This is a genomic window from Peribacillus sp. B65, from assembly GCF_058513295.1.
The window spans coordinates 1,405,759-1,429,607 of the sequence record NZ_CP195840.1 but is presented as its reverse complement, the minus strand read 5'-3'; the positions used below and the strand labels follow the sequence as shown (position 1 = coordinate 1,429,607).

The window sequence follows — 23,849 nt, the reverse complement described above, 5'->3', positions numbered from 1 at the left end:
TGAACTAATTTGACATTTGTCGCCGTTTGAACTTTCGACGCTGATCTTTCATGAAGATGGACCAGAAATAATAGAACCCTGGCACTAATATCGCAAAGCCCACGATATAAGTGGCAAACACGGCCCGGAATGAGGTTGGATCGGTAAATCCTGAAAGAATCGTGACATTTGGATATATGATATAAGGTAAATGTGCGATACCATAAACATAGCTTCCGATTAAATACTGTATGATGATCGCTATTACAGCGAGGCGAGGCATCCCTTTAACCTCCTGCTTAGAAAAATAGGGTAAGTACAGTGCTATCCCGCTAATGACGAAAAAAATGAGCGAGACGAATAACAATCCAGAGTTTTTCATCATTCCTTGGTAAATCCAATTCGCTTCGTTTCTTAACGTGAGCATAACCAACAAAGCCATGACCAACATAAGCGGGCCCGTTATCATCGCATCTCTGCGATATATTTTGTATGCTTTCATTTCATCGGCCTGTTTTGAGTAATCGGACAGGAGCAAAGATGATAAAAAAAGCGTGCTCATAATTCCGAACCCCACAAATGCATACTCATTTGGACTCGTGAATAATTTAGATAGATTCAATTCTTCATTTCCTCTTACACCTTCAACAAATCCAAGGTGGGTGATTGGCAAAACGCTTATTAATAGCCCGGGTATGATCAATCCCGTCAATCCTGAAATATACGTTAACGCTTTTTCATATTTGTCTACGCTATGCGAGAAAACCAAGAAAGCACTCCTAATACATAGCAGGACAAGTATCAGGCTTGCAGGAACGATCAAGGCTATCCCTATCGGGAAAACCGCACCTGGAAATAAACTGTAAATCGCAATGACAAGACCAACGACAAAAGTATTAGTCACTTCCCAAGTTGGTGATAAATAGCTATTTGCGATCTTGGTAGCATTCGTTTCTTCCTTTTTAATGTAAGTCATTGCCCAGAAGCCAGCGCCGAAATCCATAGAGGCCATGATGGCATAAAGAAAAATAAAGCCCCAGACCAGTGTTATTGCAAGAAGAGCATCACTCATTCGCCTTCCCCCCCTTTTATGAATTCGAATCGAAAAGCCTTACATCTTTCTGTTCAGCCTTATATATATCATCCATCACGGAATGACGTTTGAAATAATACAAAAGTGTAAACACGACAGAAACGCATAAAATGATATATACAATAATGAACATCGTGAATAAAAATCCAAGGTTTTCGTACGAAGTGACTGAATCCTCCGTGGTCAGCATCCTGTATATCGTCCATGGCTGTCTGCCTGTACAGGCAAAAATCCAACCGCATTCAATTGAAATCACAGAAAGCGGCCCTGACGCAACAAACAGCCAAAGAATCCATTTCGGATATGTCTCCTTTTTCAGCCATTTATTCCATACCAATCCAAACAGTGCCAACGCGATTAAGCCTGAACCAATGATGACCATGGCGTTGAACAAGATATGGACATAAAGCGGGGGCCAATACTCTTCCGGAAAATCGTTTAAACCGGTCACGACCGTATCAAAGCTATTGCCAGATAGAAAGCTTAATAACCATGGGAATTCAATCCCATACTTCACTTCCTGTGCTTCCCTATCGGTATAACCAAACAAGGTAAGTCCGGCATGGTCCTGTGTTTCAAACAACCCTTCTGCCGCCGCCAGTTTTTCCGGCTGTTCCCTATATAAATGCTGTGTAGTCGCATGACCGTTCAATGCAGTCAAAAAAGAAAAAACCAAACCCAATACAATACTGAGTCTCAGTGCTTTTTGGTGAAAGTTAAATTCAGCAGTGCCATATTTATTTTTCAGCATCTTATAGGCTGCAACGGATGCTACGACAAAAGCCCCTGTAGTATAAGCAGTCAGGGCTGTATGTCCCGCCGTCACCAAGAAACTTGGGTTGAAAAATGCCGCCCAAGGATCGACATCGACGATCTCCCCATTTTCAAACCGGAACCCAGCCGGTGTCCCCTCAAAAGCATGGACATTCGAAATCAATACAGCCGAAGCCAATGCTCCGAATGCAACAAAGAATAAACTCACGATTCGGGCCCATGGCTTGATTTTTTCAGCAGCATACACGTAGATTGACATGAACAGCGCTTCAACCATGAATGCATAAATCTCGATCTGGAATGGAAGCGCCATGACACGTCCAATCACTTCCATGAACCCAGGCCATAATAGTGACAGCTGTACACCAGCAATCGTACCAGTCGGAATGCCGACCCCAAGTAGAACCCCTAATGTTTTCGTCCAGCGTTTAGCCATGACGACATACTGTAAATCCTTTGTCCTTTGATACATCAATTCCGCTGCCAACATCATCATCGGCAACCCGACGCCGATCGTTGCAAATATGATATGTACAGCCATATTCGTCCCGAACATCGCACGGGCCATTTGTATATGATCCATACTGTCTTCCTTTCTAACCTTTGTCTCTTGGTAGTATCTCCTCTAGAAAGGAAAATATTTAATAATATTCCACAAACTAAGTTTTCATAGGTTTTACAGAAGGTCAGCTTTTTCCTTAATGATGTTTTTGGTTGAATGTTTAGAATATATTCTATCGAGGTTATTTTTGGTAGATATATTACGTGGTGGATTTCAGCAATGCGCTAATAAAATTTCACTAAGCATTTAGATGACAAATTATTGAAGATTCTTCATAAAAGGTGACCCTATAGGAATAAGATAGCGTAAATCCCATATAGAAAGTGTAACAAGAGAGGAGAAAAACACTTTGTCCTTTTTCAAAGATCCGCTATCACCCGATCAAATGCTTGCTGTGATCAGAAATGGCCTGGGGCCTTCCCCAATCCCCAAAAAAATCATTATCATTGGTGCCGGCATGTCTGGGTTGGTTGCAGCATCGCTTTTAAAAAAAGCGGGGCACGAAGTAACAATATTGGAAGCAACCGGGAGGGTCGGAGGGCGTGTTTTGACCATACGGGAGCCATTTTCAGAAGGTTCCTACCTTGAAGCCGGTGCCATGCGCATTCCGAATTATCATTACTTAGTTGCTGAATACATCAAGAAGTATGGTTTACGTGTCAACACTTTTGTGAATGCGACTCCTAATGACCCCATTTATGCCAATGGAATCAAGACGACCGCTGCCATATATCAACGGAACCCGGATATACTTAGGTACCCAGTAGCTCCCCATGAAAGAGGTAAAACAGCTGAAGAATTACTCAACATGGCAATTAAGCCTGTGACTGACTTCATCATTCAAAACCCACGCAGAAATTGGGAAATAGTCATTAAAGAGTTTGATAAGTATTCCATGAGCTTCTTTTTGCAGTACAATCCAGTCGGAATCAGTCTTTCAACAGGGGCGATTGAAAGCATCAAAGTCCTGATGGGTTTAGAGGGATTCCCGGAACTTTCTTTTCCTGCCATACTTCGGGAGCTAATGCCGCTCTTTAATCCAGACATAGAATTTTATGCAATCGACGGAGGAAACGACCGGCTTCCATATGCCTTTCTACCGGAATTGAAGGATAATTTAAACTTCAGATATGAAGTGACAAAGATCATCCAACATGATAATCAAGTCACCATCCATTCCAAACATACTCAAAGCCAAAACCCCTTAACGGTTACTGGTGACCTTGCCATCGTGACGATCCCTCTTCAATTGCTGCAATTTATAGATATTGAACCCCGGAATTCCTTTTCCCATAATAAGTGGAAGGCAATAAGGGAACTCCATTATGCCGCTTCCACAAAAATTGGACTCCAGTTCACGCATAGGTTTTGGGAAAAGGAAGGAATCTTCGGCGGTAAATTGACGACCGATTTACCAATTAGATTTTCTTATTACCCCAGCCAAACTAGTAACCAGAGTGAATCCGGTCTCATCTTAGCAAGTTATACATGGGAAGATGACGCCATTTTATGGGATATCCTTCCAGAAAATGATCGTATACAACATGCATTAAAAAATTTGGCAGTGATCCATGGAAAACAAGTATATGATCATTTTTTATCAGGAGCTTCTTATAGCTGGACACTGAATCAGTATTCCTACGGCGCTTTCTCCATGTTTAAACCTGGTCAGGAGACGGACTTGTTTCCATACATCCCAACTCCTGAAGGAAGGGTCCACTTCGCTGGAGAGCATACATCAACCGTACCTGCTTGGATTGAAGGAGCCATTCAATCCGGCATCAGGGTTGCACATGAAGTGACGAATTTGCCAAGAACGTTCGGTCTGCCTTGACTGTTCCTTTTCTTTGGCCATTAAATAAACGATAACTTAAGTGCATTGACAGAAGAACCTTCCATTTGGAAGGTTTTTCTTCTTATAATCATTCACTTTATCCCTCCTTTTGAACCAAAGTCTACGATGCTTATGTCCACTTCATAATTAATATCGGCTTTACTGAAAACTTCGTCCCATTTCTGCTTATTTTTCTCCCAAAACTTTGGATGCTGATTTTGCACATAACGATACAATCCTGCTACCCCTGTTTTATAATCATGCTGTAATTTATATACGATTTTCCTTACATCCTTTTTCACTTCATCCTCGGCAATACGCTCAACCTCTTTTAAATAGGCTTTTTCAAAAGAATTCTCCTTACCATACCAATCTTCCGAAAGTCTTGCTGTGTACCCGACCTCAATATTGATCGTCAAATGATCACCGTTCAATTCCGTCGTGATTTTCCTCCTTGTCCTATTGATCACTTCGACACTTAAAGGCTTACCGTGTTGGACCGCTTCGATTATTCCGCCCTTTACTTCTCCGTTCAACCAATTTAATGCAGCTATATCTTCATCATTCATGACCCCGACCAACTTTGAATTGTTGATCACCCCTGCACCCTCCAAAATTAATTTCCCACCCCTAATATCAACGGCCTGAATGGCAAAGCTTCCATCTGACTGCAAATTTGAGGATGCTTTGCCCAGTGTTAAAGGCGGAAGTATCTTATTCGTTCTGTTCTCATTATCTTTCAATTCATAGATTACATTCGAAGGGATTTCCCCATCTTCGGATCGTCCCAAAATTTCTTTCGTCGGTCTCTTTGTTAAATAAACATGACAGCTTCTCCTTGTATTATTATCGCGTATTGACTGATTAATGATCGCTTCCATCGGGATTTTCCTTAATACATCTTCATTAATAAGGATGATACGCTGATGATTGGTTAATACCGTATTGGTTATGAGTAAAGAATCCCTAATTGCTTCATGAAGTGTTTTGGCACTGACGGTAACATTTTTATATTTTAGTTGGGCCTGATTCTCCTGAACACTATTTCCTGGAGGCACCAGAATTTGCTGTGTTAACATGATTTCGTCCTTCTTTTTGCTTTTATCGATCCCCACTCCAACTACAAGGGATAACTCTTCAATATTTTTACTGTCCCAACAGCCTGTAAGCAAAGGAATAAGCAAGATCAACCATAATCTTTTCATCCGCTTCTTCTACTCCTTTTCAATTGAACGATTACGAATGTAATAATTGGTAAGCCAATCAATATAACCGGAAATAGATATCCTAGCAAATCGCTCATTTTTAAAATTCCAGTTATATCTTTAGGGATTTTGGCCAGAAGAAAAACGACGGGAACCAAAACAATAAGGTTCGTTGTATATGAATTGCTAAATATTTTCGTCATTCCTTCTGCTGCAAAGTAAAAGTAAATTGCATGTGTTAAAAAAAACTGAAGAATCCAAGTGATTAAGAGAAATAGTTCCATACGCTCTAAAAATATCCCTTTTACTTCAAAGGACTGAATAAAAGAAATGGTTGGCAAAGTAACCGCTTTGACTTCCGGGACAGTCAGTGTAGCCACTACCAATACATATGTAATCACATATAAAATCAGCGGTATGAAAAAACCGATTAAAACGCCACTTTTTATCTTGTTTTGATTTTTAACGACGCCAAACAAAAAGATGAAAAGTTCAATTCCAAAAAAAGACAAAGTTCCGGAGCCCATTCCTTTCATGACAGGTAGAAATCCTTTCGCAAGAACAGGCTGGAGGTTTTTTAATTCTACTATCCTGAGACTGAACAAATAAATGAGCAAGACGATGACGATTGTCAAAGGAAGAAAGAAGACACAAGCCTTTGCTATGGCTTTTATTTTGCCGGTCAAAAGATGCACACTCGCTAAAATCATGGAAAGTATCACGATTTCAACTGGTGTTTCCTCCAACAAATAAAACCGCACCATTTCACTCATCGCAAGAACTTCAAAGCTGGCCACGCCTATAAAGTACACCACCACTACCAACCCAATAAGTTTAGAGAGCCACTTTCCATATGCCTCCTCCATGTACGTGTAATAGTTAGCGACCTTATGTTTTTTTAACAGAATAACCAATAAGCATAACAAAAGGGCAATAGCGATCCCATTTAAAATCAAGACGATCCATCCATCGGTCGAATGGATTTTTTCCGTTAACGTTCTTGGAAGGGTCAGCATTCCAATTCCTAACATACTGCAAGAAATGATCGCAGCCAATTCGCCACTAAGAATTTTGCCGTCGGACTGGCTCAAAAGAATCCCCCCCTTTTTTCCGCTTCGGTAACCTCAGGAACGCATCCCTCCAGGTCTTTTTACCGATAAAATCCATTGGTTGAAAATAAGGTTCTTGGAAGCTCGTCAATTTTGACAAATGGCTGATAACGATGATAAAGAATAATGTGGTGCCGTATAAACCTAAAACGGCGGCAAAAATCATCGCCCCGAACCTTAATGCCCTGAACGCCAGTCCAAAGCTATATTGCGGGACCGTAAAAGAGGTAATCGTCGTGATCGAAACGATTATGACCATCAGGGAACTTACAATATTGGCTTGAACTGCCGCTTGTCCAATAATGACCCCGCCAACCAATCCAACCGTTTGACCAATGGGCGATGGGAGCCGAATACCTGCTTCGCGAAGCAGTTCAATCGTCAATTCCATGATGATAGCTTCAACAAACGGCGGAAAGGGAACGTTCTCCCTTGTACCCGCGATCGTCATCGCCAGTTCTGACGGAAGCAATCCAGGGTTGAACGAAACTAAGGAGATATAAATCCCTGAAAGAAATACGGTAACAAATAATGATAAATAGCGAAGTATACGTAGAAAAGAACCCGCTACCCACCTTTCATAATAATCATCTGGTGACTGCAGCAACATCGTCATCGTCGTTGGTGCCATCAGCGCAAATGGCGAACCGTCAACCATGATGACCACCCTTCCCTCCTGCAGTGCAGCCAATACTTTATCCGGACGCTCCGTATTTTGGATTTGCGGAAAAGGGGTTAACGCTGTATCTTCAATTAATTCCTCGAGCATCCCCGAGTCTTGGAGATCAGTAGCTTTCACTTCATTTATCCGTTTATTCACTTCTTTTAGCAAAGCATCGCTAGCTTTTCCTTCATAATAGATCAATGCAACTTCCCGTTTTTCCATCGTCCCGAACTTCTGTTGTTGGACGATAAGCTTGGGATGGTTCGAATATTGTCTAATCAAGCCGATATTTTCTTGAAGACTTTCGATAAACCCAAGCTTCGGTCCCCTGACAACCCTCTCTGTTGAAGGTTCACCCAGTGTACGAACTTTTTCCTTTTCCAGATTCAAGACATAACCATTTACAATTCCATCTATAAATAAAAGCGTTTTCCCATCAAAAATATACTCTATGCCTTTTTCATATGTTTCAACATCCTGTTCCCTGACTGAACAGATTTTGGAAATGACGAGCTGCTCGATTGAAACCGGGTGCGATGTTTCGACTTGCGCAGCTGATAAATCCAAGACTATATCATTGAATGCAGGGTAATCCATCGTTCCATTTAAAAATACGAATAATCCTGAAATTTCATAACCGGGAATGAATACCTCTTTAAAAACGACATCAGCCTGCATATTCAATTCAGATTTCAATTTTTCCTGTTTTTGATCCAATTTTATATGCAAGGGTTTACTTTTCATGGAGAACTCCTTTGGTTAAATGGGGTTTTATTGTATCAGTTTCCTCTATTTTCATTTTTTTTATGCGAACAGGATATGGAGGCAGCTTTTACACCATTTTATTAATGATATCCCTTTCTATAGCGAGCGACATTAGCATCCAAAATGGTTAATTTGTAATTAAATTGCAAATGCTAGGATTATAAGCTTTAGTGCAGAGGTGACAACATTGTTTAACCGCAGAACGTTCAAAAAAAAGCCAAATCAACCAAACGGAAAAAATGAAGAATTAAATAAAGTTTCGGAAGTAAGGGACCTATTCAATACCCTATCTTCATCCAATGATTTCATAAACCATCAAGGAATATATAATGGCATAGGCTATTGGGTCTCTTTTTATCGCTCTTTAATAGATGCACAGGCACTTCACGAAAGTGTTCTTTCTGTCATACCGACTCTGGAAACGATAAATTTGGAGCAAATAAAAGAAAACGTCCCTATTGAAAATACACTGATCACCAGTACCAGGGTTGTAATTGAAGACAGGATCATGAGAGGCGAAATTGCACTTCGTTTAGATGGAAATCTTGATGAATGCCTATTAATCAATGTTGCGGCCCAACAAGGAAGACAAGTTGAGAAACCTGAACTTGAATTTGGAATCATAAGTGCTCAAGAAGCATTTGTCGAGGATCTTGATATCAATCTGAATTTAGTCAGAAAAAGGCTTCCTATCCCTGGATTGCAAGTAAGTGAAATGACTGTGGGATCATTGTCTAAAACGAAAGTGGCAGTTTTATCGATAGAAGGGATCGTTGATCAGGAAAATGTTGATAATGTTATCCAAAGGATCAACGACGTAGAGTTTGATGAAATATTGGACGGGTCCTATCTCGCGCAAATGCTATATGATAATTCAAATACCTTGTTTCCCCTTTTTCTAAATACGGAAAGGCCTGATCGCATCGCAAGTGCATTGGCTGAAGGTAAAGTAGCCCTGTTAATCGATAGGTCATCCTCTGCCCTTATTACTCCAACCATTTTGTTGGAATACTTTATCACGATGGAAGATTATAATATGCCGTGGATTCCCGCATCTGCATTCCGGTTATTAAGGATATTCGCGGTCGCTTTTTCGATATTTGCCACCCCCATTTATGTAGCCGTGCTGACCTATCATTATGAACTCATTCCTAAAGATCTTTTGGAAACGATCGTCACTTCCAGGAACTTAATACCTTTTCAGCCATTGATTGAAGCACTATTCCTGGAGATTTCCATTGAGTTATTACGGGAAGCGGCTGCCAGGCTGCCAACAAAGGTTGGTCAGACATTAGGTATCGTCGGCGGTATCGTTATCGGTCAAGCAGCCGTTGTTGCTGGTTTGACCAGTAATATCTTATTGATCATCGTTGCCCTCTCGGCATTGGCATCATTTGTTACTCCCATTTATAAAATGGGTAATGCCATTCGGCTGCTGCGGTTCCCTTTCTTAATCGGGGCCCAAATTTGGGGACTGCTGGGTATTACCATAGCAGCCGTGTTTTTGATGACCCACCTTATCAAATTAACGTCAATGGGACACCCGTACCTCGAACCGATATACCCATTTCGCATGCAGGATTGGAAAGACAGCTTTGTTCGGCTTCCTTTTAATCTTTTCAAGTCACGGCCTGTAAATTTACGTCCTGATGATATATCCAGACAGCAACAGCCCAAAAAAGCAAGAATCAAAAAAAATGATTTTAATGAATGATCTAAACGAGGGTCCTATATGAACCAAGCTGGAGTTAATGAAAAGTATAAAGTGTCACCGTTCTATGTGTATTTTTTAGTGCATTCCATGCAAACAGGAGTAGGAGTTTTGAGTTTTCAAAGAGTTTTAGCGAAGTCAACGGGAACGGATGGCTGGATTTCAATACTGCTAGCCGGCCTGATCGTCCATATAATGATTTGGGTCATATATAAAATCTTCAGTATCGTTCCTGGGGATATCATTTCTGCAAATAATCAAGCATTCGGGAAATGGATAGGGAATTTCTTCAGTCTATTATTCGTTCTTTACTTTTTGATCCTAGGGATGACAGTCATGATTAGCTATATAAATGTCATACATGTATGGATGTTTGAAGAGGTACCATCTTGGGCGTTTGCTTTAGTTTTTCTGATCCTGATTTATTATATAAATACGGGAGGGTTCCGAACTATTACGGGTATTACCTTTTTAAGCTCCATTTTGACATACTGGCTTTTATTTGTCCTATTCTATGCCATGAAATACTCTGAATTCACCAATCTGCTCCCTGTTTTCCACCACACTCTATTGGGTGTATTGAAAGGAACCAGAAGCACTTCATTAACAATGCTTGGTTTTGAAATGATCGTTATGTTTTATCCGTTCATCAAAGATGCTAAAACCTCACAAAAATATGCTCATGGAGGGGCCTTAACAACAACCTTAATAACAGTATTCGTTTATTTAGTTTCAATTGTTTTTTATTCACAAAAACAGTTGGAACTGACTATATGGCCGACACTGTCATTGACCAGCATTGTCGAGTTGCCCTTTATCCAGCGATTTGAATATATAGATGTATCTTGGTGGGCCCTCGTCATCATACCCAACATGACCATCCCCTTGTGGGCAGCAAGCCGAGGTTTCAAACGCTTATTCAATGTTCAGCAAAAGTATCCATTATGGGGAATGTCGATCATTATCCTGCTTACGAATATTTTTGTTTTTGATGTCGATTCCCTATATATATTGCGTAAAATCATCAATCCATACGGCGCACTCTTTGTTGCTTTATACTTGCCTCTTCTTTTGGTCGTCATCTATATAAAGAAAATGAGGAAACGTTTATGAGAAAATTATTTCTTGTTATATTGGCTTTGCCCCTCCTTTGCAGCTGTGCCGAGCCAAGGGTGGTTGACGAAGTCAATATGTCCCAGGCCATTGGCTACGATATACTGAAAAATGATCATGTCGAAGGAATGTTCGTCATCCCTATCTTCCAACAGGACAAGATGGGTAAATATCAAATCTTAACTGGAACATCGACGACAACGAGTGATGTCCAGGCTGTCGTTTCCAAAAAAGCGGATAAGCCGGTATTGCTTGGACAGACTCGCATCATATTATTCAGTGAGAAAATGGTTAGGGAAATCGGAATGACAGAACTGACCGATTATCTCTATCGTGAACCACAACTTGGAAACAGGGTCATATTGGCCATCGTTGAAGGAAAGGTCAAGAATATCATAAATACGAAACCACCAAATACGAATGTGAATATTGGAATCTTTTTATCGGATTTGATCAATCAACAAAATGAAACGGGGAACGGACCCGATACTAACCTCCATCTTTTTTTAGGAAACGCTCTAGAAACTGGCGGCGATTCGTATCTTCCTTTAATTAAATTAATTAATAATGAAGTTGCGGTTTCTGGAGTCGCCCTATTTCATGAAAATAAGATGGTCACGAAGGTCCCCACGGGTGATATGTTCATTTTCAAGACATTAGTTCAACATCATAGGCGGGGATTATACAAATTCAAATTAAAAGACAAGCAAGAAAGCGATATCGTAGTGGAAAGTATCCGAAGCGGTTCAAGTTATGAGGTATCCAGCTCAGAGAGAAAGCCCTCGATCACCATCAAGATCAAAATTAAAGGACAAATCAAGGAATCCATGCGCAGTGAAAACCTTACCAATAGAAAGATGATAAAAAAAATTGAAAAGGAAATGGAAGCTGATATAACCAAGCAAGCAAACCGTCTTATGAAAGATTTTCAGGAAAAATCCCTTGATCCGATTGGGCTGAAGGAAAAATATCACGCCAAAAATAAAAAATTGACCTATGAACATTGGAAAAAGATTTATCCGACAATGGACATTAATATAGAAACCAAAGTTAACATCATCCAAACCGGGGTCTCAGAATGATGAATTGTCGATAGGCCATTTAGAAATCTTCATCTGATTGGAAAAACTACTTTCATATTAAATTGCTGAACAGCTCAGTTATTTAACTGCATGGCTGGCAGATGCTTTTGAAACAGCAAGAATTGTGGTTAGCCGGATTAAAAAAAAGGTAAAGTCCCTTCCAAAGAGACAAATTACCTATCGTTGTTACATAAATAACAGGAGCTGACTTAATGAAAAAACCTATGAAATCGATCATCGCATTCTCAGTATTAAGTATATGTTTAATCGCAGGATACTCATTTGCTTCCGCAGGTAACGAAAAAGATGAATTGGAAGCGGATAACGTGATTTTCTTTGGCTCCCCAACTTCTGCGATTTCCAGTTCAGTTGCCGTGCCTCAAAGTTATAACCGGTTATTATTTAGCGGAACAGTAGCTCCTCTTCTAAACAAGGATGGAAAAACCACTTATGAGAGATATGGCAATACAGAAAAGCAGGCAATCGGAATCTTAGAGAAATTAAAAGCAGATTTGAAAACAAAGGGACTTTCACTCGCTGATGTGACCTATCTGCGTGTTTATGTCGCGCCAGATCCAAACAAGGGAAATGCACCAGACTATCAAGGTTGGTTCGATGCTTACGCTCTGTTCTTTAATACAAAGGAAAATCCAGTGAAAACTGCCCGTTCTACTGTAGGGGTGCAAAGTCTGGTTTCGCCGGATTTCCTCATTGAGATTGAAGCAGAAGTAGCCTATCAAAATAGCAGCAAGTCAAATAAATAGGCGATAGATGTGTATGGTCATGATTGAGCATATCGGGGTTCCAGGCACTTCGGAAAACCTTCGAATACCAAAAGAGACAGGAAGCTATTCCTGTCTCACAGACTGTACAATTTGAACGTTGTTTGGAACGTAGGGCAACTCGCTTTCCGCGGGAATCTCGTACCTTCCGTTCCAATCAACTTTTTTTAAAAATACAGATAGAACCCCTTTTGTCTACAAACTGAGAGAAGAACCAGTTCACCTTCAAATTTTCCTGTTATAAAAGTTCCAGCTGATTTCTGAAATTCGCTCCCTTTCCGCCGACTGTCTGCCAAGCCTCATCAAAGCAAGCGTCTGTGGGGTCTCGGCTAGCCAGTTTTTCGGCAGGAGTGTCGCATATTTCTTTAATCTAGAGAGGTTTTCATCATACAATTAAGCAAAAAATCATGTTGGAAAATCAAGTTTTCTTTTATATTCGGGGTGAAAGCATTCCGAACTTCTATTGTCTCTCGTTTGTTTTAATCAATCATGAAAATTCGTTCCATCCGTCACTTCTTTGACAATGCCTGCATTGATGACGAAGTCGCCGAAATGCTCTCCTTGCTGACGTTCTTTTGCATAACGGGAAAGAAGTACACGCAGCTCTTTTAATATCTCTTCTTCACCGATGTTTTCACGGTACATTTTACTTAATCGGCTTCCATCGAATGCAGCACCTAGATACATATTATATTTGCCAGGTGCCTTACCGATAAAACCAATTTCCCCAAGTGCATGCCGGGCACATCCATTCGGACAACCGGTCATGCGAATTGTGATTTCTTCGTTCCTCAGGCCGTTTTCATCAACGATGGTCTCGATTTTATCAAGCAGAACCGGCAAATAACGCTCTGCTTCGGCCATTGCCAACCCGCATGTTGGAAGCGCCACGCATGCAATCGAGCTGCGTCGGAGCGCCGAATGATGCGCACCATCCGTCAAACCGTATGTTTCAAGCAATTCTATGATCTTTTTCTTTTTCTGGCTTGACACATCTGCAATAATAAGGTTTTGATTGGCCGTCAAACGGAAATCACCCGTATGGATCTTTGCGATCTCGCGCAAACCGGTCATCAGCTTGTAATCATTGATATCGGCAATTCGGCCACCCTCGACAAATAGTGTAAAATGCCATTTTCCTTGCATTCCTTTTACCCAACCATAGCGGTCACCATTATTATCAAAATGATATGTTCTCTCTTCCTCCAGCTTCCAGCCTAAACGATTTTCCAGTTCAGCCTTTACCGCTTGGAGCCCAAGCCGGTCTACCGTATACTTGAACCGAGCATTTTTCCGTACGGATCGGTTCCCGTAATCTCGCTGAATCGTTATGATTTTTTCAGCCACATCCAGTATTTTGTCTGGCTGGCAAAAGCCGATTACCTTGGCTAGTTGAGGATATGTCGCCTTGTCACCGTGGCTCATTCCCATTCCTCCGCCGATCGCTACATTAAAACCAACGAGTTTTCCATTTTCAACAATTGCTATGAAGCCAAGATCCTGGGAGTAAACATCAATATCATTGGATGGTGGTACGGCAATGCCTATTTTAAACTTCCTTGGCAAATAAAGCTTTCCGTACATTGGTTCGACTTCCTCCACTTCAGGAGAACCAACCACTTTTTCTTCATCCAGCCAGATTTCATGGTACGCCCTTGTACGCGGCAATAGATAATCACTCAATTTTTTTGACCATTCATATACTTCAGAATGGATTTCGGATTGAAATGGAATCGAATTGCACATTACGTTCCGGTTTACATCTCCGCATGCAGCGATTGTATCCAGCATGGAAGCATGGATTTCCTGAATGGTTTTTTTCATATTCCATTTTAAAATACCATGCATTTGAAACGTCTGTCTTGTTGTCAATTTCAAAGTTCCGTTTCCGTATTTCTGAGCGAGGTCATCCATAACAAGCCATTGAGAAGGCTGTGCTACCCCGCCGGCCATACGGACACGCAACATAAACTGATAGGCAGGCTCAAGCTTTTGTTTTTGACGCTCATTGCGCAGATCCCGGTCATCCTGTAAATAGCTGCCGTGATGTTTCATTAATCGGTTGTCATCATCCGGAATACCGGCGCTGATCCGATCCTGCATCACTTTTCCAAGTGTACCTCGCAAATAATCGCTTTTTTCTTTAATTTGCTCAACATCACTGGGCGGGCCTTCTGGTGCTTTTAAAAGTGTTTTCACCATGTTGTTATCTCCTTTTCATTCAAATTTCAGTACACATCACGTTGATAGCGTTTATTCTGTTGCATTTCTTCAAGATAAGCCTTCGCATCGGCATGGCTCATATTGCCTTCTTTTTCAATGATCTCAATAAGCGTATTATGCACATCATGTGCCATGTTTTTCTCGTCACCGCAAATGTATACAGCTGCACCTTCTTGAAGCCATTCGTATAATTCCCCGCTGTGCTCGCGCATCCGGTTTTGAACATACACTTTTTCATCAGTATCTCGTGAAAAGGCAACATCCATTTTCGTAAGTACACCTGTTTTCAACCACTTTTGCCATTCAGTCTGATAAAGGAAATCCGTCACGAAATGCTGATCGCCGTAAAAGAGCCACGTTTTTCCTGTCGCTTCAGCTTCTTCGCGATCCTGGATAAAGGATCTGAACGGAGCAATGCCCGTTCCCGGTCCAACCATGATAATTGGAGTGTCTGGGTTCTCCGGCTGCTTGAAGTTCTGGTTATGCTGAATGTAAACGGGCAGCGTGTCCCCTGGCTGTAATCTGTCCGCACATAAAATGGAGCAGACACCGTTTCTTTCCCGTCCGTGACTTTCATACCGGACAGCTCCGATTGTCAAATGCACTTCATCCGGATATGCGGATAAGCTATTCGCAATCGAATATAGACGGGCAGGCATTTTCCGGAGTATCGATACGAACTCTTGCGCCGATTCGCCCCATGCGCCAAAATCACGGACAAAATCAAGCAAATCACGGCCTTCACGATATTCTTTTAACCTTTCTTCATTACCAGGCTCTAAAAGCTCCTTTAAATCCTCGTTACCTGAAAGCTGTGCCGCTTGTTCAATGAGCGATTTTGTCAAAACCGTAATTTCAAAATCGGAGATGAGCGATTCCCTAAGCTGTCGAAGGTCTCCCTGCTTATTGACCTTCACGGTTTCTTCAGGGTCCCAATTGAGTTCCGTAAGAAGCATATCCACTAAATCCGAATCATTTTTCGGATAAACACCAAGGCTGTCACCAGGTTCGAATGTAAGACCTGAGCCCTCAAGAGATAACTCAAGATGATGTGTCTCTTTATTGGAGCCACGGCCGTTCAAATTTATATTTTCCAACACTTCCGCTTTAAACGGATTTGTTCTCGAATACGTTTGTTCACTTACTGAGGCTTTCGATGCGGGAACAGCAGCAATTGAACTGACTTCCCCTTCACTTAAACTAGAAAGTACTCCATCCAGCCATTCGCTAGCAGGCTCATCATAATCAAGGTCACAGTCCATTCTCGGAAATAAACGTGTCCCGCCAAGTTCCTCCAAGCGTTTATCGAATTGTTTTCCCGTTTCACAGAAAAACTCGTATGAGCTGTCTCCTAGCGCCAATACCGAAAAGCGGAGACCTTCAAGGCTTGGTGCCCTCCTGCCATGAAGGTACTCATGGAAGGACAATGTATTATCCGGAGGATCACCTTCTCCATGCGTGCTAACGGCAATCAGAAGATTTTTGACTTTTTTCAAATTGTTGACTTTAAAGTCACTCATGGATGAAATGGTAACCTGAAAGCCATTACCCTCAAGCTTACTCGCCGCCTTTTCTGCCAGCCCTTGAGCATTACCCGTCTGTGAACCAAAAAGGATGGTCACCTCTTTTGATATTGTCTTCCCGCCGCTTTGAGCTTCCAGTACCGGGGCGACGGCTGAACTGATATTCGAAACTGACAAAGATGCAGTCAGATAACCGCTCAACCAAATTTTTTGTGTTTCTGTCAAGCTTGGCAGTAGGCTGTTAAGGAGCTCTGCCTGCTCTTGATTAAAGGGACTGTTACTTACCTGAAGTTGCACGATTTCCACCTCACAAAGGGATATTAACTTATCTTAGTTGACTATTATGTATAACGAGTGGGTTTGATCATTTTTATATCCATAAATTAATTAACTCGTTTACTCCTATAGACCAAGTCGGTTTTAACTGCAAAAAAAATAGTCATATAGGTTCATAGCTCGCAACAAATAAAAAATAAGGTTATAAAGGACAATAGTCTTCCTCAGCCTATACTCTTCCTAAAATAAGTTTCTCATTAAAACTTTACTGGAAGTCACATCATTAGTAAAATATATATAATTTATTGTAACTATTAAGAATATTAATAATAAGGGGAAATTTCTATGTACTATGATGCTCTAAAAACATTCGTGACCCTTGTAGAGGTCAAGAATTTTACAAAAACAGCAGAAATGCTTCTTATGTCCCAACCAAGTGTAAGTTTACATATAAAAAAATTGGAGGAAGAGTTCCAAACGAAATTATTTCTCCGTTCTCCTAAATTCCTAAAAGTCACCTTGACGGGAGAAATTCTTTACGACCGGGCCAAGCAAATGATCACAATCTATGAACAGACCAGACAAGACATTCAGGAACACGATAGTTCCATCAAGGGCGAATTAAAGATAGGGGCAAGTTTTACAATAGGAGAGTATATCCTTCCTTCTTTACTCATCGACCTTCAAGAGGACTACCCTGAACTCGAACTTCAAGTCGTAATTGGAAACACTGAAGAAATCGTTCAAGCCGTTCGGCTATACAAAGTGGATATTGGCTTAATCGAGGGTCAAACTAATGAAAAAGAGCTTTCTGTCCACCCATTCATGCAAGACGAGCTATTCATTGTGTCTTCTAACAATCATGTACTCTCTAATAAAGAAGAAGTGGAGATTACTGATTTACATGACCAAGCATGGGTAACCAGGGAAGTTGGATCTGGTACTCGTGAATACCTTAATCACGTCATACGATCAAACGGATTGAAAATTAAATCGATACTCACGATAAGCAGTAATCAAGGAATTAAAGAAACACTTATAAAAAACGGCGCAGGGCTGGCTCTGCTTTCCCGAAGTGTAATTGAAAGGGATGTACAAAATAAAATCCTTTCTATTATTCAGGTAAAAAATGAATCTTTTAACAGGACACTTTCGTACGTCTATTCCCCAATTATGGAAGATAAAAAGAATGTCAAGACTTTTATAACTGAATTAAACAAAAAATGGCCCATGAAAGCAAAGCCGATAGGATGATCTTTGCGAAGATTGCTGTTATAAAGTTACAGACTGGGAAATCCGGGAGCACGCTGTTTAACAGGTTGCTTATGTAACCAAAACGGGGAAAAGTTGCATTAAGTAAATTTCGACAATAAAGCCGAGGTTTGCCTACGTTAAGGAAATATACTTAATTAAGAAGTCTGAGTAAATCCCAACTTGTCTTTCTTATACACATTAACTTATAAACAATTGGGTATAGGAATAACTAGAGGATTCTTCATCGATTGATTTTTGTTTTCCTTGTATAGATAAAAATAATATCAATTTTTGTATGGGAGCGGGTTTAATGAATATTGAGATTAAAGAAGCAGCGATTGAGCAACTATTAAAAGTGGATTATAAAGAGAATGAAGGTGTTCGTATCGAAGCCATTTATATTGGAAGCTGTTCGATTTATGTGGAACACGAATTGAAAATTGATAATAAGAAAGAAGATGATGAGAGATTCATAATTAATGGGGTCCCCATCTTAATATCAAGTGAGTCTAAAAAGCATCTTCCAGATAAAGTCTTTCTTAACTACAGTGATGGACTTGGATACAAATTATATTCAGACGAAGAAACATTGAGATACAATCTACAGTTGAATAGAGTGGATTAAAAAATGAATATAGTAAAAAGCCCTTCTGTTTCAGTTGGGCTTTTTTGTGTTTATACTCAGGGAATTTATCATCGGCATTTACCTAGAGGGATTTTTATTTTCTCATAGGATAGCACTGCACTAATAGCCCCATTACCAGGAATGAATGCATTTAACTATTGTTTTTATCCATTCTATTTTTTATTACTGAATCGTTTCGAAGTTTTGCAAATAATAATGAATGAAAATTCAAAGAATTATAGTTATTATGCTTCCAACCTCCTGGACTCGAAGTACCGCTCCAACTTCCTTTTTACCCGCTGAAGTGCATTATCGATCGTCTTTTTTGGAACATTCAATTCCTTTGATATTTCAAAATAAGTTTTTCCTTCCAGGTACAAGTCCACAACACTAGTTTCCAACTCACTAAGGACTTTTGTTAAAATTAGCTCAATATCGCAAATTTCTTCTGATTTAATTAAGATCGTGACTGGGTCATTTTGTCTCTTTTCAGGGATTAGATCAATTAGGCACTGTTCCGACTCCCCTTGATTAGGCTTATACAATGAAACATAATTATTTAAGGGAGAATGCTTTTGGCAAATAGCCGCTTTAACAGCCGTTATGATTTGTCTTGTAATACACAGTTCCGCAAATGATCTGAAAGATGACTTTTTGCAATTCTTGTAGTCCCGAATGGCCTTATATAGTCCAATCATCCCTTCCTGATAGACGTCTTCCTTATCTCCACCCGTTAAAAAATACTTCAAAGCATTTGATTGAACGACACATCTGTATTTTTTAATTAAAAAGTCCAGTGCATCTTCATCACCATTATGGATTTTCCCAACCAACATTACATCTTCCATATGAGTATAGTTTTCCACTCGTTTCTTCTCGATGATTACACTCATTTATTTTCCCCCACTCACTTAATTGAGCCCCGACATAAAAGTTGCATTATCACTTCAATGTGTTAATTCAATATAATAATATCTCAGAAATGACGATAATGATATTCGCAAATAACGACATTTTTCAACAAAATACTGATATTTATAAGTCCTGCACTATATCTATACACTTTCAGTCAGCTTTAATTGATTTGGTAAAGATCTCGTCATTATAGTCGTTTTGTTTAACTCCTTATCATTGACGGATATAGTTGTGCCGATGGTTGTGGCAATTACGGTGGGGTTCAGGATATGGAAGCTTAATATAGCATAATTATAAATAATACTACTAAAGAACTATTCTGCAATAATGGTTTAACATAGCCTATTCAAAGGGAAAGACTGGAACCCATTCCACCTTTTACTTTTACATTTACTTCAATAGCTTTAATTAAAAAAAGGAAAATGCCATTTAAAACATCTTCTCTAATTAGCAGGTTTTATTTAAACCCTTCTTGACAAAATAAGAAAGCACCCTTCAAAGGATGCTTTAACATATTATTTAACTCGGTTATAAAATTGAAACTGGGATTTAATTATTCGCTAATGGCCCCGTTAGTTAAGGTCATTACTTAAGCATGCATAAGTTATTAAAGTGGTGGACTCTCCACACCTAGATGAATCCAATCTTCTTTTGGCGGTCCATATACCCCATAAGGTTTTATTCCTGCTTGACGCATCAGAACCGTAACTTGTCCGCGATGATGAACAATATGCTTGATTAGCCCCATAAGGATGGAAGCATTTGTTTCCTGTCTACCAAACGCTTCTTGTATTTGCTCTAGGGATGCGTCCGTCCATTGTTGTTCAATTATTTTGGCTGCGTGAGAACTTACATTTTTAAAAGTGATAGCAATTTCCTGTGCTGAAGAAGGGACGTTTTCCGAACTTTCTATCCGGTCTATCTTTAACCCGAAATGATCTAGATAATCTGGAATATTCGTAGTGAAATGCCACGCAATTCTTCCTAAAGTGCGACCTTCGGGATACACTTGTTGTTCTAATGAATCATCTGTCAAACTATCCAAAACATTCTGAGTCAGTATGGCTTCTTTATTCCATTCTTTAATAAAATCCGAAATTGTACTATACATATAATACCTCCCCTATTCCGTTAGATAATTACTTTCTCAAAGCACATTATAAAACATACGTTCCCTCATTACAAATTCCTTATTAATCATTTTATTTTGAGATTAAACTTTCAGTCTTTTTGAACGTCCATTGACTTTATATTTAAATGGATAACCAAGTTTAAATCGAATACTGGACGGTAAGTTTGTGACTGCAATTTTATGGACGTGGTACAAATCTTCCTACTACCAGCTATACACAACAAGAATCACTACTTAATAATAGTGGGTAATTATGTTATTAATATATTATAAATTCAGTGTTGGTTAGGAGATAAAGCCATGCAAAATAAGCTTAGTATAGGTCGTGCAGTAACGAGAATCGACAGCAGCGGTGAAACGGTATGGCATCCACATGAGTGCATCACACTGTCCGAAGCATTGAAAGCTTATACAGCCGGATCCGCTTATGGTTCTTTTAGAGATGAGGAGCTGGGTACATTAGAAGTAGGCAAACTTGCTGATATCATAGTATTAGAACGAAATCTCTTTGAAGTACTGGCAGAGGAAATCCCTAATACAAAGGTACAGCTAACGATCGTTGATGGAAAAGTTGTTTTTGGTCATTCGACGACTTTAATCGATAAGTAAAATAGTCATTAAAAGAGGATTCTACAACTGTAGAATCCTCTTTTGACCATGGACAATTGTCTATCCGCTGCCAATGCGTTAGACATATGTTTTTCGCTTAATAACCATGCCTACTTTATTGAAAAATGTGAGATTAAGCCTCCTGCATGATCAGTACTTCAATTAAATAGAGAAGTATTGGCATATAAAGATGAAGCACCACCAGAGTGAACAAATAAGATGTTATCCTCCGGCTTAAATGTGCCTTTTTGTATTAAATCTATGAGTCCCGCTGCCGCTTTACCCGTATATACCGGATCCAGCAATATCCCTTCTGTTCTTGCCATGAGCTTGACTGCTTCCACCATTTCAGGTGTAGGCAAAGCATAACCCGGCCCGACATACTCATCAAAACATGTAACAGCTTCACGAGGAATTGAATTTGGAATGCCGATATGTGTTAAAGTTTCTTTAACAAGCTGAAAAACTTTCTCTTCTTGTTCCGCTTTTCCTCTGCTTACGTTTATTCCAATTACTGATACTCCACTTTGATTTCCATGAAATCCTGCCACCAAGCCAGCATGCATCCCCCCACTGCCGCTTACACAAATAACTGCTTTCAAATCAATTCCTTGCTCAAAGGACTGTGCCAAGATCTCCTGAGCACATGCAACATATCCGGTTGCACCAATGACATTGGATCCCCCAACCGGAATGATGTAAGGTCGGTGTCCTTTCTCTGTTACCTCTTTAGCCACTTTCTGCATTTCTTGCATTAAGTCCGCTCCATTAGGTACAACTATAATTTGTTCAGCCCCCAATAAATGATAGAGAAAATAGTTACCGTTAAAATCCGGCTCTGAATTTTTTGAAAGTCCCTCTTCCAAAACAAGGATGCATTTCATTTTCTCTTTAACCGCAGCAGCCAGTGTCAAGCGGCAATGATTTGACTGAATTCCTCCACATGTAATCAACGTATCCGCACCTTTTTCCAATGCATCGGCAACAAGGAATTCCAGTTTTCTTGTTTTATTTCCCCCAGCCGTCAAACCAAGCATATCATCTCGTTTAACGTAAATGGATGGTCCCCCAAGAACCTCAGAAAAATGACCTAATTTCTCAATTGGTGTATATGTCGGTGTATATCGCTTTCTAGGAAATTGTGCTAAATTCATTTTAAAACTCCTCCTGTATCCTCTATGTAGTATATTAAAGAAAATATCAATCTGATGTATTCTTTTCTTTAGTATAAGCTTCGATTTCAATCATAGCATCTTTATGTAATCGAGCAACATGAATCTCACCTCTTGTATGGTTATCTGTAAAAAGAATCCCCATATACATCATTCATCACGGCAATGTTACCAATATAAACCGATGATAATAAAACAACTGTGAGCTTCCTCTTACTTTATGACACCCTTGGTTCCCCAAAAGTATCAGCAGTTCCCCAATTTCAGCATGGATGGGGATTCCATGAATTTTATCCCCTGCCAATATGTAAAGATAGCCTTGTGAGAGTCTTTAGCAATAATAGTTTCATCCATCCAATTGAATTGTATAAATAATCAAAAGTATGAAGCATTGAAATGACTTAAATCGGTTTAAGATAAAATAAATACACTTGTATATAATTGGATTTTAGAAAGGAGCACCATGGAAACCAATCACTATCAATTTATTACAGATCAAATAGAACATTATTCTTCTAAGCCCTTAAGGGAGCAATATTTTTTGTTATCAAAAATGCGATCATTGAAGGGATATTTTTGCCTGGAGACCGTTTAACGGAAGATGATATCGCCCAGCAATTCAATTGTAGCCGTACACCGGTTCGTGAAGCTTTGAGGAATTGGAACAGGAAAATTTGCTTCAGGTGAAACCTGGTATAGGGATGGTCATATCCAATGTGGATATTGAACTTTTACAGCAGGAATTGGAATTCAGGAAAATGCTCGAAAACTATTCGATATAAAAGCTTGTGAAGGAATTACGGAAGAGGAATTTAAAAAACTGGAATGGGCAACGGATAAACTGCAACAGGCAATTAATAGTAATGAACGAATAGCGGCAAGCCGTGCGAACATTGAATTTCACCGCTTATTATATTCTTACTCGAGAAATAACTTTCTCCAAAGGACTACGGATTCATTATGGCTTTCTTTTCGAATTTCCTTTTTATCCGCCCGTAATGAAGATGTTACAATGGTTGATAAATCTTGGTATGAGGAACGAAACAACGAGCACTTACAGGTAATCCATGCCATTCGTGACAAAGATGCAGAAAAAGCAATAAAGGTCAATACGATCCATATCCAAATGATATTACCTAGATTACATAAAGCCTGTATCACAATAAAATTTAATAAATGGGTTCCTTTTTGTGTTTTTTAATAATATTAATATTATGAATTATTTTTCATTTCCCCATTTGTTGTTAAATTTTTCACTTTTATTCCAACCGTACAAGGCCATGGTTGAAGTCCCCTTCCTGCCCATTGCCTTGTATACTTTTTACGTTTTCACTACTAGTAAGTTAATCAGCTGATTAGGTGGAAAAATTGCTAGGGTTTGATTTAATGACCTGCGGAGTTCATTATTTTAAATTATGTAAGTTCCAAATGCCCAGACAATTGCATC

The 23,849-nt window shown here is 39.7% G+C and carries 22 protein-coding genes; 11 read left to right on the top strand and 11 right to left on the bottom strand.

Annotated features, from left to right (window positions below; all coding sequences use genetic code 11):
* Positions 1–4: 4 nt before the first annotated feature.
* Positions 5–1,051: a cytochrome d ubiquinol oxidase subunit II gene (locus tag ACSR9O_RS06955; protein ID WP_491724188.1), complete on the bottom strand. Its 1,047-nt coding sequence runs from the start codon at positions 1,049–1,051 to the stop codon at positions 5–7.
* 16 nt (positions 1,052–1,067) lie between these two features.
* A complete protein-coding gene (locus ACSR9O_RS06950) occupies positions 1,068–2,429 on the bottom strand; it encodes a cytochrome ubiquinol oxidase subunit I (protein WP_101221965.1) in 1,362 nt (453 codons plus the stop codon).
* A gap of 364 nt (positions 2,430–2,793) precedes the next feature.
* Between ACSR9O_RS06950 and ACSR9O_RS06945 the strand changes: the two genes are divergently transcribed.
* Entirely contained in the window at positions 2,794–4,242 is a 1,449-nt protein-coding gene (locus ACSR9O_RS06945; protein WP_491725452.1) for a flavin monoamine oxidase family protein, read from the top strand.
* Positions 4,243–4,334: 92 nt separating this feature from the next.
* On the opposite strand, the gene ACSR9O_RS06940 is transcribed toward ACSR9O_RS06945, so the two are convergent.
* From ACSR9O_RS06940 to ACSR9O_RS06930, 3 genes are read right to left on the bottom strand one after another with little or no spacing between them, the layout of a single operon-like run.
* Positions 4,335–5,447, bottom strand: coding sequence for a Ger(x)C family spore germination protein (locus tag ACSR9O_RS06940; RefSeq protein ID WP_491724187.1), 1,113 nt, complete (start codon positions 5,445–5,447; stop codon positions 4,335–4,337).
* A complete protein-coding gene (locus ACSR9O_RS06935; RefSeq protein WP_491724186.1) occupies positions 5,444–6,538 on the bottom strand; it encodes a GerAB/ArcD/ProY family transporter in 1,095 nt (364 codons plus the stop codon). The genes ACSR9O_RS06940 and ACSR9O_RS06935 overlap by 4 nt, the downstream gene beginning before the upstream one ends.
* Positions 6,510–7,964, bottom strand: coding sequence for a spore germination protein (locus ACSR9O_RS06930; protein WP_491724185.1), 1,455 nt, complete (start codon positions 7,962–7,964; stop codon positions 6,510–6,512). The genes ACSR9O_RS06935 and ACSR9O_RS06930 overlap by 29 nt, the downstream gene beginning before the upstream one ends.
* 208 nt (positions 7,965–8,172) lie before the next feature.
* Here ACSR9O_RS06930 and ACSR9O_RS06925 point away from each other — a divergent pair, with 208 nt between their 5' ends.
* The 4 genes from ACSR9O_RS06925 (at position 8,173) to ACSR9O_RS06910 (ending at position 12,655) form a co-directional block, all read left to right on the top strand.
* Complete coding sequence (locus ACSR9O_RS06925; RefSeq protein WP_491724184.1) at positions 8,173–9,699, top strand: spore germination protein; 1,527 nt, start codon at positions 8,173–8,175, stop codon at positions 9,697–9,699.
* An 18-nt stretch (positions 9,700–9,717) separates the two neighbouring features.
* Positions 9,718–10,809 carry a GerAB/ArcD/ProY family transporter gene (locus ACSR9O_RS06920; protein WP_260357557.1) on the top strand — a complete coding sequence of 364 codons (1,092 nt, stop codon included), beginning with the start codon at positions 9,718–9,720 and terminating at the stop codon, positions 10,807–10,809.
* A complete protein-coding gene (locus ACSR9O_RS06915) occupies positions 10,806–11,891 on the top strand; it encodes a Ger(x)C family spore germination protein (protein ID WP_260357556.1) in 1,086 nt (361 codons plus the stop codon). The genes ACSR9O_RS06920 and ACSR9O_RS06915 overlap by 4 nt, the downstream gene beginning before the upstream one ends.
* A 212-nt stretch (positions 11,892–12,103) precedes the next feature.
* Positions 12,104–12,655 (top strand): RidA family protein, encoded by a 552-nt coding sequence (locus ACSR9O_RS06910; RefSeq protein WP_260357555.1) that lies wholly within the window; start codon positions 12,104–12,106, stop codon positions 12,653–12,655.
* 243 nt (positions 12,656–12,898) lie between these two features.
* Here ACSR9O_RS06910 and ACSR9O_RS06905 read toward each other — a convergent pair whose 3' ends face one another.
* The 3 genes from ACSR9O_RS06905 to ACSR9O_RS06895 all read right to left on the bottom strand — a co-directional run bounded on the left by ACSR9O_RS06905 (position 12,899) and on the right by ACSR9O_RS06895 (position 16,716).
* Positions 12,899–13,066: a hypothetical protein gene (locus ACSR9O_RS06905; RefSeq protein ID WP_260357554.1), complete on the bottom strand. Its 168-nt coding sequence runs from the start codon at positions 13,064–13,066 to the stop codon at positions 12,899–12,901.
* Between the two features lie 90 nt (positions 13,067–13,156).
* On the bottom strand, positions 13,157–14,875 hold the full coding sequence (gene cysI / locus ACSR9O_RS06900) for an assimilatory sulfite reductase (NADPH) hemoprotein subunit (protein WP_101221957.1): 1,719 nt from the start codon (positions 14,873–14,875) through the stop codon (positions 13,157–13,159).
* Positions 14,876–14,901: 26 nt separating this feature from the next.
* Complete coding sequence (locus ACSR9O_RS06895; protein WP_101221956.1) at positions 14,902–16,716, bottom strand: assimilatory sulfite reductase (NADPH) flavoprotein subunit; 1,815 nt, start codon at positions 16,714–16,716, stop codon at positions 14,902–14,904.
* Positions 16,717–17,040: 324 nt separating this feature from the next.
* On the opposite strand from ACSR9O_RS06895, the gene ACSR9O_RS06890 reads away from it, so the two are divergent.
* Positions 17,041–17,949, top strand: a complete 909-nt coding sequence (locus ACSR9O_RS06890) for a LysR family transcriptional regulator (RefSeq protein ID WP_101221955.1) — start codon at positions 17,041–17,043, stop codon at positions 17,947–17,949.
* Between the two features lie 310 nt (positions 17,950–18,259).
* Entirely contained in the window at positions 18,260–18,574 is a 315-nt protein-coding gene (locus ACSR9O_RS06885) for an iron-sulfur cluster biosynthesis family protein (RefSeq protein ID WP_491724183.1), read from the top strand.
* A 245-nt stretch (positions 18,575–18,819) separates the two neighbouring features.
* On the opposite strand, the gene sigH is transcribed toward ACSR9O_RS06885, so the two are convergent.
* Positions 18,820–19,467 (bottom strand): RNA polymerase sporulation sigma factor SigH, encoded by a 648-nt coding sequence (gene sigH / locus ACSR9O_RS06880; RefSeq protein WP_491724182.1) that lies wholly within the window; start codon positions 19,465–19,467, stop codon positions 18,820–18,822.
* Positions 19,468–20,096: 629 nt separating this feature from the next.
* On the bottom strand, positions 20,097–20,600 hold the full coding sequence (locus ACSR9O_RS06875) for a DinB family protein (protein WP_413017389.1): 504 nt from the start codon (positions 20,598–20,600) through the stop codon (positions 20,097–20,099).
* Positions 20,601–20,921: 321 nt separating this feature from the next.
* Here ACSR9O_RS06875 and ACSR9O_RS06870 point away from each other — a divergent pair, with 321 nt between their 5' ends.
* Positions 20,922–21,230 carry an amidohydrolase family protein gene (locus tag ACSR9O_RS06870; protein WP_491724181.1) on the top strand — a complete coding sequence of 103 codons (309 nt, stop codon included), beginning with the start codon at positions 20,922–20,924 and terminating at the stop codon, positions 21,228–21,230.
* A 158-nt stretch (positions 21,231–21,388) separates the two neighbouring features.
* Here the strand turns inward: ACSR9O_RS06870 and cuyA are convergent, their stop codons facing one another.
* Complete coding sequence (gene cuyA / locus ACSR9O_RS06865) at positions 21,389–22,384, bottom strand: D-cysteate sulfo-lyase (protein WP_101221941.1); 996 nt, start codon at positions 22,382–22,384, stop codon at positions 21,389–21,391.
* A 594-nt stretch (positions 22,385–22,978) separates the two neighbouring features.
* Here cuyA and ACSR9O_RS06860 point away from each other — a divergent pair.
* Genes ACSR9O_RS06860 through ACSR9O_RS06850 form a run of 3 tightly spaced genes read left to right on the top strand, consistent with a single transcriptional unit; the run spans position 22,979 to position 23,603 of the window.
* Complete coding sequence (locus tag ACSR9O_RS06860; protein ID WP_157830966.1) at positions 22,979–23,089, top strand: GntR family transcriptional regulator; 111 nt, start codon at positions 22,979–22,981, stop codon at positions 23,087–23,089.
* A complete protein-coding gene (locus tag ACSR9O_RS06855; RefSeq protein WP_290370100.1) occupies positions 23,062–23,184 on the top strand; it encodes a hypothetical protein in 123 nt (40 codons plus the stop codon). The genes ACSR9O_RS06860 and ACSR9O_RS06855 overlap by 28 nt, the downstream gene beginning before the upstream one ends.
* Complete coding sequence (locus tag ACSR9O_RS06850; RefSeq protein WP_402942985.1) at positions 23,145–23,603, top strand: GntR family transcriptional regulator; 459 nt, start codon at positions 23,145–23,147, stop codon at positions 23,601–23,603. Before ACSR9O_RS06855 ends, ACSR9O_RS06850 begins: the two co-directional genes overlap by 40 nt.
* Positions 23,604–23,849 lie beyond the last annotated feature (246 nt).